This window comes from Bacillus sp. BS98, assembly GCF_008432245.1.
Classification (GTDB): domain Bacteria; phylum Bacillota; class Bacilli; order Bacillales; family Bacillaceae_G; genus Bacillus_A; species Bacillus_A toyonensis.
The window spans coordinates 2695534-2712723 of sequence record NZ_CP043830.1; the positions used below are offsets into that span (position 1 = coordinate 2695534).

At 34.9% G+C, this 17190-nt stretch carries 18 protein-coding genes and 1 pseudogene; 7 read left to right on the top strand and 12 right to left on the bottom strand.

The window, feature by feature from the left end:
* Window positions 1-91: 91 nt before the first annotated feature.
* Genes F0362_RS13955 through F0362_RS13975 form a run of 5 tightly spaced genes read right to left on the bottom strand, consistent with a single transcriptional unit; the run spans window position 92 to window position 5661 of the window.
* Complete coding sequence (locus tag F0362_RS13955) at window positions 92-1576, bottom strand: aldehyde dehydrogenase family protein (protein ID WP_000958339.1); 1485 nt, start codon at window positions 1574-1576, stop codon at window positions 92-94.
* 18 nt (window positions 1577-1594) lie between these two features.
* Window positions 1595-2491, bottom strand: a complete 897-nt coding sequence (dapA, locus tag F0362_RS13960) for a 4-hydroxy-tetrahydrodipicolinate synthase (protein WP_001169442.1) — start codon at window positions 2489-2491, stop codon at window positions 1595-1597.
* A 22-nt stretch (window positions 2492-2513) separates the two neighbouring features.
* Window positions 2514-3455 (bottom strand): proline racemase family protein, encoded by a 942-nt coding sequence (locus F0362_RS13965; RefSeq protein ID WP_001025531.1) that lies wholly within the window; start codon window positions 3453-3455, stop codon window positions 2514-2516.
* A complete protein-coding gene (locus tag F0362_RS13970; RefSeq protein WP_001257494.1) occupies window positions 3452-4489 on the bottom strand; it encodes a proline racemase family protein in 1038 nt (345 codons plus the stop codon). The genes F0362_RS13965 and F0362_RS13970 overlap by 4 nt, the downstream gene beginning before the upstream one ends.
* Window positions 4486-5661, bottom strand: a complete 1176-nt coding sequence (locus F0362_RS13975) for an NAD(P)/FAD-dependent oxidoreductase (RefSeq protein ID WP_149889832.1) — start codon at window positions 5659-5661, stop codon at window positions 4486-4488. Before F0362_RS13975 ends, F0362_RS13970 begins: the two co-directional genes overlap by 4 nt.
* Before the next feature lie 181 nt (window positions 5662-5842).
* Here F0362_RS13975 and F0362_RS13980 point away from each other — a divergent pair, with 181 nt between their 5' ends.
* The 4 genes from F0362_RS13980 (at window position 5843) to F0362_RS13995 (ending at window position 9562) form a co-directional block, all read left to right on the top strand.
* Window positions 5843-7504, top strand: a complete 1662-nt coding sequence (locus tag F0362_RS13980) for a sigma-54 interaction domain-containing protein (protein WP_149889833.1) — start codon at window positions 5843-5845, stop codon at window positions 7502-7504.
* A 224-nt stretch (window positions 7505-7728) separates the two neighbouring features.
* Window positions 7729-8001: a (2Fe-2S)-binding protein gene (locus F0362_RS13985; RefSeq protein WP_000182283.1), complete on the top strand. Its 273-nt coding sequence runs from the start codon at window positions 7729-7731 to the stop codon at window positions 7999-8001.
* Window positions 7998-8330: a (2Fe-2S)-binding protein gene (locus F0362_RS13990; RefSeq protein WP_000087054.1), complete on the top strand. Its 333-nt coding sequence runs from the start codon at window positions 7998-8000 to the stop codon at window positions 8328-8330. The genes F0362_RS13985 and F0362_RS13990 overlap by 4 nt, the downstream gene beginning before the upstream one ends.
* Window positions 8327-9562 carry an NAD(P)/FAD-dependent oxidoreductase gene (locus tag F0362_RS13995; RefSeq protein ID WP_149889834.1) on the top strand — a complete coding sequence of 412 codons (1236 nt, stop codon included), beginning with the start codon at window positions 8327-8329 and terminating at the stop codon, window positions 9560-9562. The genes F0362_RS13990 and F0362_RS13995 overlap by 4 nt, the downstream gene beginning before the upstream one ends.
* A gap of 24 nt (window positions 9563-9586) precedes the next feature.
* Here the strand turns inward: F0362_RS13995 and F0362_RS14000 are convergent, their stop codons facing one another.
* Both F0362_RS14000 and F0362_RS14005 read right to left on the bottom strand, forming a co-directional pair.
* On the bottom strand, window positions 9587-9895 hold the full coding sequence (locus F0362_RS14000; protein ID WP_000447764.1) for a YxcD family protein: 309 nt from the start codon (window positions 9893-9895) through the stop codon (window positions 9587-9589).
* Window positions 9883-10332: a hypothetical protein gene (locus F0362_RS14005; RefSeq protein ID WP_000914475.1), complete on the bottom strand. Its 450-nt coding sequence runs from the start codon at window positions 10330-10332 to the stop codon at window positions 9883-9885. Before F0362_RS14005 ends, F0362_RS14000 begins: the two co-directional genes overlap by 13 nt.
* A 258-nt stretch (window positions 10333-10590) precedes the next feature.
* Between F0362_RS14005 and F0362_RS14010 the strand changes: the two genes are divergently transcribed.
* Window positions 10591-11355 (top strand): DUF1836 domain-containing protein, encoded by a 765-nt coding sequence (locus F0362_RS14010; protein WP_000447232.1) that lies wholly within the window; start codon window positions 10591-10593, stop codon window positions 11353-11355.
* A gap of 174 nt (window positions 11356-11529) precedes the next feature.
* Here the strand turns inward: F0362_RS14010 and F0362_RS14015 are convergent.
* From F0362_RS14015 to F0362_RS14025, 3 genes and pseudogenes are all read right to left on the bottom strand, one after another.
* Window positions 11530-12334 (bottom strand): annotated as a pseudogene (locus tag F0362_RS14015) (metallophosphoesterase).
* A gap of 54 nt (window positions 12335-12388) precedes the next feature.
* Window positions 12389-12886: a GNAT family N-acetyltransferase gene (locus tag F0362_RS14020; RefSeq protein WP_000383784.1), complete on the bottom strand. Its 498-nt coding sequence runs from the start codon at window positions 12884-12886 to the stop codon at window positions 12389-12391.
* Window positions 12887-12924: 38 nt separating this feature from the next.
* Window positions 12925-14040, bottom strand: coding sequence for an HD domain-containing protein (locus tag F0362_RS14025; RefSeq protein WP_000557836.1), 1116 nt, complete (start codon window positions 14038-14040; stop codon window positions 12925-12927).
* 274 nt (window positions 14041-14314) lie between these two features.
* On the opposite strand from F0362_RS14025, the gene F0362_RS14030 reads away from it, so the two are divergent.
* A complete protein-coding gene (locus F0362_RS14030; RefSeq protein WP_000952909.1) occupies window positions 14315-14920 on the top strand; it encodes an undecaprenyl phosphate transporter UptA in 606 nt (201 codons plus the stop codon).
* Between the two features lie 159 nt (window positions 14921-15079).
* Here the strand turns inward: F0362_RS14030 and F0362_RS14035 are convergent, their stop codons facing one another.
* On the bottom strand, window positions 15080-15286 hold the full coding sequence (locus F0362_RS14035) for a hypothetical protein (RefSeq protein ID WP_002093687.1): 207 nt from the start codon (window positions 15284-15286) through the stop codon (window positions 15080-15082).
* A gap of 247 nt (window positions 15287-15533) precedes the next feature.
* On the opposite strand from F0362_RS14035, the gene F0362_RS14040 reads away from it, so the two are divergent.
* Window positions 15534-15758, top strand: coding sequence for a hypothetical protein (locus tag F0362_RS14040; protein WP_000558696.1), 225 nt, complete (start codon window positions 15534-15536; stop codon window positions 15756-15758).
* Window positions 15759-15798: 40 nt separating this feature from the next.
* Here F0362_RS14040 and dltD read toward each other — a convergent pair whose 3' ends face one another.
* A complete protein-coding gene (dltD, locus tag F0362_RS14045) occupies window positions 15799-16980 on the bottom strand; it encodes a D-alanyl-lipoteichoic acid biosynthesis protein DltD (RefSeq protein ID WP_149889835.1) in 1182 nt (393 codons plus the stop codon).
* Between the last annotated feature and the right edge of the window lie 210 nt (window positions 16981-17190).

Genomic DNA, 17190 nt, shown 5'->3' on the forward strand with positions numbered 1-17190 from the left:
ATCCCACATTCCAGTTGTCCGCTTCTCATACTATTTTATCATTCTTTTATCTCACTATTAATCGTCTGCAAGACTCTCACAAACTAGTTTTTCACTTAATATTAACCCAAACACTCTTCACTTCTGTATAATTATCAAGCGCATAGGAACCTAGTTCGCGCCCAATACCAGATTGCTTATATCCACCAAATGGTGCAGCTGCATTTTCTAAGTTATAATCATTAATCCATACTGTTCCTGCCTTTAATTTATTGGCAACTTGATGTCCTGTTTTAATATTTTGTGTCCATACGCCTGCTGCAAGTCCATATGAAGAGTGATTTGCCCTTTCGATTACCTCTTCTGTTGAATCGAATGGAAGTACAACGACAACCGGTCCAAAGATTTCTTCCTTAACAATTGTCATATCATCAGTAACATTTGTGAATACGGTTGGCTGAACAAAATAGCCTTTTTCAAATGCACGTTCACCACCAGCTGCAACAGTAGCACCTTCCTTCTTTCCTTGTTCAATATAATGCAGCACACGCTCTTGTTGTTTTTTAGATACGAGTGGCCCCATTTCTGTATCAGTTTCCATCCCAGCTCCAAGTTTAATATTATTTGCCCTTTTTACTAACTCTTCTACTACCGTTTCATAATGCTTCCGATGAACGAATACGCGGGATCCCGCACTACAATTTTGGCCATGATTATACATAATCCCTTGGAATGCACCATTAATCGCTTCTTCTAAATCAGCATCTTCTAAAATGATATTTGGTGACTTACCACCAAGCTCTAACGTTACATGTTTAATTGTTTCTGCAGATTGACGCATAATATATTTTCCCGTAACAGTAGATCCTGTAAAAGCAACTTTATTAATATCATGATGATTTACTATCGCAGCTCCTGCTTCAGGGCCGAAACCTGGTACAAAGTTTACAACACCGTTTGGAAAACCAGCTTCTTTAAAAAGTTTTGCTGTATATAGCAACGATAAAGGTGTTTGTTCTGCAGGTTTTAATACAATCGTACAACCAGTTGCAAGTGCAGCTCCCATTTTCCAAGAAGACATAACGAGCGGAAAATTCCACGGAATAATTTGACCTACAACACCAACTGGTTCATGGCGTGTGTAATTTAAGTAATCTTTTGAAATCGGAATTGTTTGTCCGATAATTTTTGTAGCCCAACCTGCATAATAACGGTAGTTTTCAACCGTCGCTGCAATATCATCTTCAAGTGCTACTTGATATGGTTTTCCATTATCTAATGCTTCTAGCTGTGCTAATTCTTCTTTATGTTCTTCAATTAAATCCGCTAGTTTATATATAAGATGTGCTCTTTCAGCAGTAGTCATTTCTGTCCAAGGGCCTGATTCAAAGGCCAATCTCGCAGCTTTTACTGCGACATCAATATCTTCTTCTTGTGCTTCACATACGACAGCTAGAACATCCTCTGTTGCTGGATTATATGTTTCAAACGTCTTCCCGCTAATAGAAGGAACAAATTCACCATTAATAAACATTTTAATTTCTTCATTTAAAAACGCTTTCACTTTTGATTTTAGCTCAATGTTTGTCGTTAACATATATACACGCCTCCCTATTTAAACAGCTGCATGAGCTGCGATTTCGGATAATATCGTTTGAAGCTTTTGATCTTCTACTTCAGTTAATCCTAATCTCGGATAACGAGAAGGTCCTCCAACTTGCCCGTGTAATTCCATTGACCGTTTAACAATTTGTACATATTTCCCTGATCCTTCAAGAAATTCACAAAGCGGTAAAATCGCATCGTTTATCTCCCATGCTTTTTCTAATTCACCATTTTGAAAATGCTCATACATTTTCGTAACGAGTCCTGGTACGATATTTCCTGCAACTGAAACCCATCCCGAGGCACCAACTAAATAAGACTCCATAACTAAATCTTCAGATCCGCAGAAAACTTGAAAAGCACCTTCGCCTTGTCTTACTAAATCTCTTGCTTTACGAATATCTCCACTAGACTCTTTAATATGTGTAACATTTTCACACTCTTTTCCAATTCGAAGCATTAGCTCTGTACTCATATCAACACCAGAAGTAAATGGATTATTGTATAACATAATTGGTATATTTACAGCGTGTGAGATTTCTTTAAAATGAAAATAAATTTCCTCTTCCTTTGGTTTACAATAGTAAGAGTTTATAATTAATGCGCAATCCGCTCCGTGTGCTTCTGCATGTTTCGTATATTCAATCGTTTCTTTCGTCGTTTCTGCTGCAGTTCCAACAATGACTGGAATACGGCCATCGACTTCTTTTAATACTGTTTCTACCATGTTAAATCGTTCTTCTTTTGATAAACTAACAAACTCCCCTGTACTTCCATTAATAATAATTCCAGCTACCTTTTGCTCAATAAAGTAGTTTACGTTTTGTTTTACACCTTTCCAATCAATCTCTTGAAATTCATCCATTGGTGTTATTAATACTGGAAATGCTCCTTTAATTTTTTGCATATTTATCTCTCCCTTTAACATTTTATTTTAATAAAAAACCTGTTGGAAATGGATCAGTAGGGTCTAATAGAAACGTCTGCATCCCTGTAATAAAACCTCTACTCTCAAAACGGAAAATATATCCTAGTTCTTCTTTCTTCACTTTTTCTACTGTTATAAAGCTATTAAATATGCTTTCATTTTTAAAAGGTTTATCCGTTATATACTCATTATTAAATAACGCATGTACATAGGACACAATAGTAGAAACAAAGCCCGGAGAACGGACAATAAAGTTATCTTCATGAAATGTAATCGACTTTATATGTTTCTCTTCTGTTTGCGAAGAATCTACTAAAATAAGTCTTTTTATAAGCGACTGTTTTTGTATCGCTTGAAGTGTAGCTTCTCCCCATTTCTTTAATTCAGAGATATTTTCAATACAAATTTTTGGTGGATACGTATCCTTTTCTACAATTGCATATACTTTATCAGCCTGTATAAGAGAGTAACGTATATTACCAATCTTCAAATCTTTCTCAACCATATAACATAGTTTACTTTCAAACGACACCGATATCACTTCATCATCCACTACATAGGCATGAACTGAAAATATTCCAGATAGCGTTTCAATTTTGTATTGATTAGACTCTTTCTTTTTTAAATATCCACTTTCTAGTAACATCGTTATTACTGCGACAATACCTCCATAATGAAGAGGAATGGTTCCTTCATGATTAAAAAATAACACAGCTGCATCAACTTCCTTATGAATAGAAGGAACGACAATACATCCATTTAACCCAATAAAACCACGTGGTTCATTTAATAAAAGCTGCATTTCTTCTGCTAATTCGCCTGAAAATTGTTCATTTAAATGTTCTAAACTGTAGTAGTATTTGCATGGTACGTCCTTTATTACACGAAACGCTTCGCCAGCTACGTGCACATCTACTGCTGTATACATTTTTTGAATGTTCATTTTACATCCTCCGTTTCATGTTCCATCGGCGGAATTAGCAAAAAGCCTTCTTTCAGTGAATCCTTTTCATTGTAGAAAAATCTATGCATCCCCATAAGCCAAGCTGAGCCGGTAATCTTTGTTACTACCGCTTCAATATTTTCTACATATGTTGTATTCATGACACACCCTTTAAATAGTGAACCTACAATACTCTCATGAACAAATTCTTCATCGATGTCGATTTTTTTATGAGCGTATAATACAGCTAACTTCGCTGATGTTCCTGTACCACATGGAGATCGATCAATTCCTCCTGGCGGAACAACAACTGTATTTTTCACATGCGCACTTTTATGAGTAGGATCTGTATAAAATTCAACATGTGTTAATCCTTTTATAAACGAATACTCTGGATGAATAATTTCAAACTTCTCATTTATTGAGTTTCGAATATGAATCGCCTTATCAATAATTATGGATGCATTTTCTGGTACTAACTCTAAACCAACTGACTTCGCATCGATAATGGCATAAAAATTTCCTCCATACGCAATATCAGCCTCTACAGTTCCAATTCCTTCGACTTGTACAGTAATATTTTTCAGTAAAAAAGCTGGTATGTTACAGAATGAAACTTCTTTCGCCTTTCCATTTTGAACAGTAATATCCACTTCAACTAAGCCGGCTGGTGTATCAAGCTTTAAAGAAGTAATCGGTTCAACTATTGGAATTAAACCTGATTCAATTAAAGCTGTACACACACCAATTGTATCGTGACCACACATCGGTAAATATCCACCTGTCTCTATGTATATAACGCCTATATCAGCTTCAGGATGACATGGATCTGTTAACAATGCTCCAGACATTACATCATGACCACGCGGCTCATTCATTAACAATTTGCGAATCCAGTCATATTCCTTTTTCATATGTAACATCTTCTCTGCCATCGTCTCTCCAATTAGCTTAGGAAGGCCGCTAATTAATGTCCTCGTTGGATTCCCGCCCGTATGTGTATCAATCGTCGTAAAGACTTTTTGTGACCTCATCCGTTTAACACCCTTTCTGTAAAACGACTCAAACGAAGTGGTTCAATAGGAATAATTGTTTCTTTTTCATTTAATAACTCTTCAATCACTTTCCCAGTAACTGCCGCAAGACTAATTCCATCACCTTCATGTCCAGCTGCAATATAATAATTTGGAATATGATCCACTCGTGAAATAATTGGCAAATGATCTTCTATCCACGGACGTAAGCCGGCATATGAACGAATCACCATCATATCTGCCATTTTCGGATAAAAACGAATTGCTCTGTTCGCAATGCATTTAATAACCTCGTTGTTAATTCTCGTATGAAATCCTACAAACTCTCGACTACTACCAATTAAAAAATTTTGGCTTTCTGTCGGTTCAAATACAAGAGCTACCCCGTATTTTTCAGTTAAAGCATCCACTTTTCGTTTTCCGCCAAATTTAGAAATTAAATAACCAAATTCCATTACTTTACGGCAACCTACATGTTGTTGCCTTGAGGCTACAATAATATGCCCTTTTCTCGGTTCGATTGGAATATTTACATCTAACATCTGCCCGATTTTAGGAGCCCACACACCGGCTGCGTTCACAATTTGCTTCGCAGTAAACGTCCCATTTGTCGTTTCTACAATAAAGGAGCCGTCTATATCTCTTTTCATTTCTTTTACTTCTGTATGATTAATCGCTTTCGCACCCATTTTTTTCGACTCTGCTAGAAGTGAAAATGCAAGGAGATATGGATTTACAGTAGAATCAGTTGCGCATTCTAAACCACCCAATAAATCATCCGCAAAAAATGGTGATTCCTCTCTTATGTCTTGCCTATCAAGCATTCGAAACGGTAACCCAGCATCTTTTTGACGATTCACCCATTGCTGCGCTGCCTCCATCTCTTCGTCTGATTCACAGACTAGAATACTTCCTGGCGCCCTATATTCAAATGAGTGCTCCAACTCCTCACTTAAATCTGTTACTAATTTTTGACTTACTAATGACATTTGACTATCAAACCCTGGGTCTTTATCAATCGCCAAAATGTTTCCGTCACATCGTGAAGACGTCCCACTGACAAACTCACCTTTTTCAATGATTGTTACGTCTCTTCCGTATTTTGAAGTGTAATATGCAATAGAACATCCTATAATTCCACCACCTATTATTAAAACGTCACAGTGCCTCACAAAACACCCCTCCTTTCACTTACATCTCTCATTTTCTTTTATGCAATTGACGTGCCAACTCTACATATATACACTTTTTATAAATAATATTTTTATTTGTAAAAATATTTTAAATTTATCGTAAATAGGTGTATTATTTTTTTATCACTGTCTAAATTTTTATACATATCAGGAGGACGCTATGACATTTTCATTTCCAACAATCAAAGAGTTTATGAAAATTTTGTCTATCGATTGTACAAGTAGCATGAAACACATTAACACAGTAGATGGGACATTTTATTACCTCCCTTCTACTACAGAAGAATATAGTTGCGGCTATATATATGAGGACGACTCGTTCACTACTTTAATTGATGCACTTTCACATGCATTAGCCGTTGTCATCATTAACAAAAACGAAGAGCCAATATGTTGTATAACGGCTCAGCAAATGATTCCGTTTCTTTATAAGTCTTACACTGAGCTACAATCTTTTTATAACACTGTAATTCAAACGACTGATTCTTCTGTTACAGTCATTGATGAAAAAGAATGTGTCCGTACGTGGACAGATGGTGCTGAAAAAATCTTTTCGGTTAATCATAATGAAATTATTGGACAACCAATTACTCGTTTTTTTGATTATAAAGACTTGGAAATCTTGCAATCATTGCATGACGGAAAAAGTATAATCGCTCAATTCCATCAGCCTCGTCCTGATTTGTTCGTATTAATAAATTCAAACCCCGTTTACTGTAACGATGAAATTATAGGAGCAGTCGTTTCAGAAACAGATGTGACAAATCAAGTTGTATTGAATGAAAAACTATTTAATATGTCACATGAAATGCACCGATTAGAGCAAGAAGTAGCAAAATATAAAGATACATCCGATCCTTTCCTCGCGATGAATGGAAAAAGCCCTGTTATACAAAGGACTATTCAATTAGCTAGAAAGGTCTGTTCAGTGAAATCAACCGTTTTAATACTCGGCGAAAGCGGTGTCGGAAAAGAAGTATTTGCGAAAGCAATACATGAAGCAAGTGAGGCAGCAAAGGCGCCTTTCGTTTCAATTAACTGCGGCGCAATTCCAGAAGCTTTATTTGAAAGTGAATTATTCGGATATGAACGTGGGGCGTTTTCTGGAGCGAATAGTAAAGGAAAAAAAGGTAAAATAGAGCTCGCTCAAGGTGGTACTTTGTTCCTTGATGAAATAGGTGAAATGCCTCTCGATATGCAAGTGAAACTTTTACGTGTATTGCAAGAAAGAAAGTATTATCGAGTTGGTGGAGAGAAAGAAATAAATATTGATTTCCGTATTATCGCTGCTACAAATCGTGATTTACAAGAAGAAATGCGAAAAGGAACTTTCCGAGAAGATTTATACTATCGTTTAAATGTAGTTAGCTTACAGATTCCACCGCTGCGAGAAAGACGAGAAGATATTATTGAATTAACATACTCTTTCTTAAACGATTTTTCGATTAACTATAACAGACCTATTCGTGACTTACCTTCAAGCATTATGCATGAACTACTTCATTACGATTGGCCTGGTAATATTCGTGAACTTCGAAATGTAGTTGAGAGACTCGTCGTATTTGCGACAGACGGTATTATAAAACAAGAATATTTACCATTTCATACAAATGATACTATAGACAATCATACGTCTCATTCCCTATTACTCAGCAATAATCATACGATTCTTTCTTTACAAGAAGAGATGGTTGAGCATGAGAAAAAAGTAATTGAAAGAGCTTTACACATTTTAAAGGGGAATAAATTAGAATGTGCGAAAAAACTTGGGGTAACGCGAGCCACTTTATATAATCGTTTAAAAAAACTTGGGTTACAATAAAGTGAAACTTTAATCAGTGGGGGTTTTGTTCATCCCCACTTGATTATCAGCCCTCACCAATCAGGCTTTTACGGGCAGTTGATCCCCCTCCTAACTTCTTTACTTTCGCTGGATTTTGCGGTGGGGTCTTACTGCCCGTTAATGCGGGATAATTCTTAACTCCTCTATATTGGCATAGTTTTTGCATTATAATTTGTGCAAACCGAACTAGAGGAGGAATACATATGACGAATAAAGAGAACTTAATTGTTTGTCGTTGTGAAGAGATTACATACGGACAACTTCAATCGACAATTGCTGAATATAAATGCTCGGCAAGAGAATTAAAACTAAGAACACGTGCCGGTATGGGATTTTGCGGTGGCCGCACATGTAGAATGATGTTAGATCGAATGATTGAAAGTGCAAATCCTGACGTAACTCCTAATGAAATACCGTTAAAATATCAACCACCAATACGTGCTGTTACCTTTGGAGCAGTAGGTGATAATAAATGAGTAGAATTACACATCACCCTATTTTAGGTAGTTTACATAATAGTCAGCGCATCACTTTTCAATTTAACGGGCAACAATATGAAGCATATGGGCATGAAACAATTGCTGCTGCCCTGCTAGCAAATGGAATACGAACGCTACGCGTACATGAAGATAGCGGGAACCCGCGAGGTATTTATTGTAATATCGGTCATTGTTCAGAATGCCGTGTGACAGTAAATAATCAAACGAATGTACGCGCATGCTTAACAGTTGTAGAAAACGATATGATTGTTGAAAGCGGAAAACAGCATCCAAATATCGTGAGAGAGATGGTGAAAAAGCGATGATCGATGTAATTATTATTGGTGCAGGGCCGGCAGGATTATCAGCTTCCATCTCTTGTGCACGTTTTGGACTTAACGTACTTGTTATTGATGAATTTATGAAACCTGGCGGGAGATTGTTAGGACAGTTACATCAAGAGCCTACTGGAGAATGGTGGAACGGAATTGAAGAAGCAAAACGTCTTTACGAAGAAGCCGAATCACTGTCAGTCGATATTCGGTGCGGTGTTTCCGTCTATAATTTAGATAAAGATGATAGTTCTTGGTTCGTACATACAAATATCGGTATGTTAGAAGCTCCGTTCGTATTAATTGCTACTGGCGCTGCGGAGTATTCTATCCCCCTTCCTGGCTGGACACTTCCAGGAGTTATGTCAATTGGAGCGGCTCAAGTTATGACAAATGTTCATCGCGTGCAAGTCGGAAAAAAAGGAATCATTATTGGTGCTAACATTTTATCATTCGCCATTTTAAATGAATTGCAATTAGCTGGAATTAAAGTGGATCATATCGTACTACCTGAAAAAAGTGAGTTAAGCCAAAAAGCGGGTGAACCAGAAGAAGTTTTGAACTCCCTTTTAAATGCAGCTCATCTCGCTCCTTCTGCTTTTTTGCGTATAGGTAGCCGTTTTATGAAATATGATTGGATTCGAAAAGCCGGATTAACCTTCTATCCAAATAACGGAATGAAAATAAACGGGACACCACTTCATCTTCGGAAAGCTGCACTTGAAATTATTGGAACAGATCAAGTTGAAGGTGTTCGTGTTGCTACTATTGATTCTAAAGGAAACATTATGAATGGATCAGAGAAGATATATGAGGCAGATTTCGTTTGTATCGCTGGAGGTTTATATCCGCTTGCTGAGCTTGCTGCTGTAGCTGGATGCCCTTTCCATTACATCAAAGAATTAGGTGGACACGTCCCTCTCCATTCCGAAACAATGGAAACCTCTCTTCCAGGTTTATTTGTAGCCGGAAATATTACTGGGATTGAAAGTGGGAAAATCGCGATGGCGCAAGGGAGTGTCGCTGGATATTCAATCGTAAAACAAGCTAATATAAAATCAAATTCAGTTGAACAACACTTACAACAAGCAATCCAACATGTTCACACCGTACGCCATCATGCTGCGATTCAGTTTAATCCAATGATTGATGCTGGTAGACGAAAGATGAATGAAATTTGGCGTGATTATTCCACCACATATGCACATACTAAAAAGAGCTGCTGAGATTACTCTCAACAGCTCTTTTCACTACTCATCCGAGTTATTAAATTTCGCTAATGCATAAATGCCTTCTTCATCATCTAATTCAAGTTGTAATCTTGCTGCGAATGAATTGACATTGTATTCTCTGTCAAGTAATAAGCGTAGTGCCTCGATTAAGTTCGCTTGAATTAAAATTTGTTGACGACCATTTACCTCTACTTCAGCAGAGAAACCATACTCATCATCATACATTAGTTCAACTAATACTTCTTCTGGACCCACTTGTCTTTTTTCAGCGATATATACGCAAAGCGCATTTATAAGCTCTTGCTCAGAAATTTTTATTGTTTCCATGCTACTTCATCTGCCTTTTTCTTACGTTGATCTTTGAAGTATTTAAATGCACGAACTGCTAACATTACGATACCAGCCATTACTAACATATTTACCATAAACGCTAATACAGAACCAAGAGCTCCCATATTTGCAAATAAGCTACCCATTAGTAAACCACCAAGACCACCTAGTAATAAACCTTTCATAAAGCTTCCTTTATTACTTTTTGGCGCTGTGTTTGCTGCTTTTGTTTTTGAATCTGGATTCGTTTTTTGAGAATTCACGTTTGAGTCTTTTTTGTTTAAATCAACTTTTGACTTTTGACCTGAACTTGGTGTAAATGATTTTTTACCAGATTTGTAACTCTTCGCTGCTGCGTGATCTACAAACATGAAGCTACTAGCTCCAAAGATAACCATGAATGCTGTCATTACTGCTACAAGTTTTTTCAACATATTATATCCATTCTCCTTTTATATAGATATATGTGAAATCTATCTTTCTTGTAAATTTAGAATGATAGATTTGTTTTTAAGAACATTTTAAAGGTTCTTATGAACTTATTATATGAACTTTTGTCGAAATATGCAAGTATTATTTACTTTCAACAGTTTGGTCACAAAGGAAAAATTAAGCAAAACAGAATTGACTTTAAATGAAACAAAACATATTATAAGTTCATAAGAACTTTTTATTATTTTGGAGGTGAAAAGATGGAAACATTTCATCTCACACGAAACGAAATGGCTACCCTTCTTCTATCACTAAGAGGATGGAATACGAAAAAGCCTCTCGGTATTTTACAAGAAGCTTGGGCAAAGTCACATAAAAAAGATATTGAAAGCGGACAAAGCGTTACAGCTTTTATTACTACCGCACTTTCACCTATTTTTGAAAAGCTGATTAAAATTGACGATACTGATGTCGGTTTTTCTTTAAATGAAATAGTTGCGCTTGGCAATCAGATTGAAAACACAAGTTTCTCTGTAACTGCTATGCAAAACTGGGTGAAACGAGATATAAAAGAAATGATTGGCTCTCCTCAAAAAGGGAAAAAATATTCAATTGAACAAGCAGCCTTACTATTTATTGTCGAAGATTTAAAAACAGCACTTGATTTTGAATCCATTCGTAAGCTATTACGCCTTATTGTAAATGACCCAGCCGATCGAAGTGATGATTTAATCAATCCTGTTCATTTATATGTAGCATACTCTTCTCTATTTGAAGAACTCAATCAAGGGAATTGCTTACAATTAAATGCAACAGATACCGTTCATACAATTGAAAATATCGTAAAAGAAAAAGCTGATAAAATCGCAAGCAAGTTCGATCAAATTAATAACGAACAACGCGAAGCAATTCGTAACGCTATTATTATTGCGACCCTTTCTGTACATACCGCATATGTACAAATGTTAGCGAAACGTTACGTAACAGCAACGTTATTTTTACAAAACTTAGATGTGAAACAGTAAAAAACAAGCACCCCCCTGTCCTACGTATATGACAGGGGGATGCTTGTTTTCAATCAATATAAACTACACAAATCATTTTACATTTAAGTTTCGTTCTACAATAGCTCTTGATTATGTAAAAATCATTACTAACCTAACATTCAACAATGTTCATTTCTTTCTATTAAATTCCTATCAGATTTTCTCGATAAACTTAATTACTTCATTTTTATAATTATATTTATCATTAATTTCTTGTAATAATTCAATATCATGCGTATGAGTTTTTCCTGTCTCTAGCAGCTCACGGTATAAATCAATATAAGGAAGATTTTTATTAGTGGCATTTTTATATTCCTTTTCTACATCGTAAAAAACCTTTTTAAACCTCACGTCAGTAATCCCTGCCTCATCAATTTCAAGAATTGCATACTGAGCACGTAAGTCAGAGTTTAGCTTATTCCACTTGTAAAAAGGTTGTCCAACTGTTCCTGGGTTAATAATTAATTGATCATTGCTACTATATCGCAATATCATAATCACAATCAAATAACCGATCAAACTGTTCTTGATTATTAGTGGGCCATAAATCCCCTCCGTAATTTTTATTTTGTAGATTATGACTAATACTTATTGATAAATCATTAACCTGTTTTGTTATATGTAATGGTAAATTTTTAATATGATTAATATAGTTTTTATCCAAGTTTTCACATTGATACTGAACTAATCTAGAAACATAAATATCGGTTGCGTTATCAATATCAATGTTTTTATTAAGAACGTCAAGAAAGCTATCTTCCCAGTTTCCTTGTACATAAGTATCAACGTTAACACTATCTAACATTTCAAATAAATCATTCGATCCAGGACCAGGCATAATTAAATCTCCTAAAAACCAATAATCAGTCACACCTTCTTTCAAAGAATCTTCGATAACTGCTTTTAAAGCAGTTGCATTTCCATGTACATCTGCCAGTACAGCAATTTTATGTTTCATGTATTTCATCCCCCTAAATTAACATTATATTCCGAATTAACTGCGTGTATTTTTCTATATTGTTTCTCCTTTCTTAACTCTGTGCATATCATACACTTTCACTTGATTCTCTATATACGATTTTTCTTTTTTAAATCCAGCTTTCTCATAACAACGAATGGCCCTCTTATTATCTTCCCTAACTTGTAATACAACAGCTTCTATATCAGGATCTAAAAATGATTTACTAATAAAATACTTTGTAATCTCTGTTCCAAGCCCTTTTGAATATAAATTCGAAACACCAATGAGGATAGAGTATTCCATCATGTACGCATCTTCATATTTCTTCTTTTTTAATCCGACTCTCCCTATTACTTCATCTTCTACTACTATTACATGATAGCTCGCATAAGACCGCGACAATTTTTCAGTCCAATACTGCCGAAGCTCTTCAATTGTATATCGCTTAAATGATTTCACATCTGCTATATTTTGTAATTCCTCATTGTTATACCATTCTAATATAATTGATAAATCATCTATTTGTAATAAACGTTCATGCCAATCCATATTTTCACCTCATCTACATTTCAAATTACTACACCTAATTAAAAAAAATACGCATATTCTTTTTTAGGCAATTTTACTATCTCTTGAATGAAATTCGATTTTTCTAAAATGTCATCTAGCTGCCCCTCACTATAAACATAAATACCACCTACGTATGAACTGTAAGCCTTTTTCTCAGTTATTACCACTGCGGTGCTATTTTCCTTTTTATAATCGCCCTCTATTCCTTTTTCAAATGACAAACTTTTAGTTGCTGAGAAGTAAAGATGGATTAATTCTGCTATTTCTATGTCATCTGATTTTGCAAAGCACTTTATTTCATTTATAATCATTTCATCTTGTAACGGAAGAAAGTCCTCTATCTCTATCTGCTTTCTTTTATAAAAGAAATTTTGTATCTCAGGAGTATGGAACGAAAGATTTTTCTCCTTTATCTTTTGAAAAATGGATTGCAACAATAAGTCTTTCCCTACTACAAACGGATGGCCAAAGCCATTATTGTAAAGCCCTTTTTTCATTTTCATTAGTTGTTCAATGTACGGGATTCCTTGTTCTGCAATAACCAGTTTACCGTTAATAAAACGCATATTAGCAATCAATCCTTCTATTCGCAAGCACTCGAATTCAAGCGAGGAATAATATAAATCTCTATTCCAAAAATCTAATTGATCCATTCCTAATGAATTAAATAATAGTTCATCTATAATTGGAAAAACTCCATCTTCTGTTAAAGCTTTCATTACATCATCTAATAATCCAGGAGTTTGGTTTAAAATCGCGCGTATTTTTTCATCCTCCTGAATGATTCGTATCGTCCACTCACCATGATCTTCACCTGATATTTGCTGAAAACAATGTGAATACGGACCATGTCCAACATCATGTAGAAGAGCTACAGTAGATACTAGCTTTCGTTCATATTTCGATAAATGTATATCACCAATCTCAGTAAGGTGTTCAATCACTTTATTTACTAGTACATATACACCTATCGAATGTTCTTCCCTCGTATGTATTGCGTTCTCATGTAAAAAATAAGTATGTCCTTGTTGTTTAATATAGGCCAACCTTTGAAATGCTTTTGTATCTATCAATTGAAGGATATCTATATCATGAATAGAGATTGGGCCATAAATTGGATCTGCAACATGCATACATTCTCCTCCTATTTTGTAAATTAAAACCTATATTATTATACTTAATTTTCAGTCTATTTTCATTAATATATGAGAAATTTTTAATGAACTTTTCATTATTTCCGCATGAAAATTTGGCTTATATCCTTTACTATAATACTTATACGAGACATAAAAGAATTGAAATAGCAATCCCCTATATAAATAAGGTATAATCTACACATAGTGAACCTTTTATATCATTAAGTAAAAGGGCGTATATTCAAAAATCCATACATTAGAAGGTGCAACAATGTTAAGTAGTTTTATTCACTCAGTATTAACGTTTTTTGAAGGATTAGGTTATTGGGGCATTATGCTTGGACTTATGATCGAGATTATTCCAAGCGAAATTGTTCTCGCTTATGCAGGATACTTAGTATTCAATGGTAGCATCTCATTTATAGGCGCAGTTGTATTTGGTACTATTGGCGGCGTTATTGCTCAAATCTTTATTTATTGGATTGGACGATACGGTGGACGCCCTATATTAGAACGTTACGGAAAATATATTTTCATTCATAAAAAACAAATCGATGCTGCCGAAGATTGGTTTAATCGTTACGGAACTGGCGTAATTTTCACAGCTCGCTTCATTCCGGTAGTGCGTCATGCGATTTCAATCCCTGCTGGTATTACAAAAATGCCATTACTACGTTTCACTACGTTAACGGCACTTGCAATCATCCCTTGGTCTATTATTTTTATTTATTTAGGTAAAAAACTAGGTGAAAACTGGGAGAATATTAATGATATTGCTGGACCGTATGTGAAATCATTCGCTATCGGTGGCGTCGTACTTATTCTTTTATATTTCGTAATAAAAAAGTGGACAAAAAAACGTAAAAAACTTGCTTAAGATAATAAAAAAACCGCTAAAAATTCATTCAGAATTATAGCGGTTTTTATTATAGGCTCGACTATGTATTAAAAATTGTATTATTTCCTCTTTATGCTTCAAGTCATGCTGAATGAGTAATGAAAAGTAATTAATTAATCTTACTTTTTTTGTATCAAATTAGTAGTCATTATAAAAATATCGGGTGGGAATCCGCTCAATTTGCTCCACTAATTGTTTATGAGTAACACTAAATTGATCTAATTGTTCTTCTTTTGAAATACATGATCTCGCATATCTTTTTGCACCCTTATTCATTTGCTCTACATCTATCGAAACATTAGGTACAGATTGAGTACTTAGAAAATAAGAAATTCGATATTTCATTACAAACTCGTCTCGAACGATAAAATGTGAAATCACATCCCTCTTTCAATGCTTAACATCATTCTATTAAACTTAACTTTTCATCCATAATATTTTCTTTCTTCATTTTTCATTCCTTTCCGCCATTTATAACCCACTCCTAATAACACCTTCTAGAAATTGTATGAAAAGCCCCCATATTTACATGGATAAGCAACAATTTAGGCATTCCTTTCGTATATTATCCCAAAAAGGAGTGACTCCCCCAATGCACTGGCAACAAAAAATACCATACTTAATTGGACGCCCTATCGGCATTTCCTTCATGAATGGGCAAGGAACTACTGGGGTATTATGTTCAGCACATGATGGCCAATTATATGTGTATGAATACCTTTACCAATCTCAGTTCGCGATGAAACATTATGATTTCAGACAAATTCAAGATATACACGCATTTCCGAATTGCCCACATCAAAATCCTCTTTATTAAGAAACAGGAACAGCTCATAGCCGTTCCTGTTTCTTAGTTGTTATTTCTCAGAATAAAACTTCTGCACAGCTTCATCAAAATAGATCCAGCCTTTCCAGCCTAGATGAATCGTATCTTTTAAGAAATACTTATCATATTCATGGCTAGAGAAATCGACTACTGGATACCCTGCTTTCTCAACTTGCTCTCTAACCTTTGTATAATACACTTCACGGCGTTCTTTCGGGAAACCAGCGTAATCATACCAAGGTCCATTTACAGGTACAGAGATAAAGAGTGGCTTAACATTTTTTTCTTTGAAAAGATCTAAAACAATTTGTAAGTCATCATATTCTAGTGATTCATCATACGATTCATTTGCTCTAAAATTTTTTAGGCCTTTTAATTTTTTCTTTAAATTATGTTTATAGTAATACGGGTTTTCAATTCCAAATGTATTTGTAGTAGACTCCGCTTGCCCTTCTTGTTCCGCATGTTTACGTGCATTCTCCCAAGAAATTGAACGTAGTCCCATATTTGTTTTCTCTTTCATCGGTTCAATCTTAAATAAAGAATTAAATAAATCTCTATGATCTAAAATGTTTCGGTACATATAAGCAAGTGGTTTGGCTAGACCTGCTTTTATGTTATGTTTCGTATCATTATAAACAATACCTTCTAATGAATTTTTTAATATATCATCTTTTTGCACAACTTTATAATCTAATAGTCGTTTCGCGATCTGCTTCTTCATTTCAGGTTTAATGTCATCATTAAAAATAAAATGATATGCTTGTTGTTTGGAGAAATTATTAGTAAAATCTCCTTGTGATACACCCGTTTTTGTAAACCATTGTGGCGAAAGAACAAAGACGACTTTTTCACCTTCCAAATCATCCATTGTAGACGTCATATTTAAAATATGAGCTAAACTTTGCGTACCGCCAGTTCCAATTAAAAATGGTGTAAAACCTGCTGGATTTACTTTGAAATAGTTAGATGGATGGTATGCATCCATTCGTAAAAATTCAGATGAACCGTACATCGGTAAATACTGCGAATTCTCTAACATTTTCTGTTGTAAGAAAACACTTTGTAGTTTTTCTTTTTGTAAGGACGTTGCCGCATCTTCTATCTTTTTATCACTAATTAGCGATACTAAACTTTTAGACGGAATAAGCAATACAATGAAAAAAAGTACACAGGCTAAAATAATTGGTCCGAAAGCATGCTTCATCTTCATTAAATATTCCTCATTCCATTACTATTAAATTGTAACCCTTGTTTTTGACACGTCATCTTTTCTCTCCTTTTTCTCTATACATGTTCCATTCTATTTATCTATTATATACATGTATGTATTTCCTTCCTTGTTCTATTAAGTCCTATACAAATAGCGCAAGCAAATGTTTCCATAGAAACACGTTAATTATACAAGATTCTACATAAATTT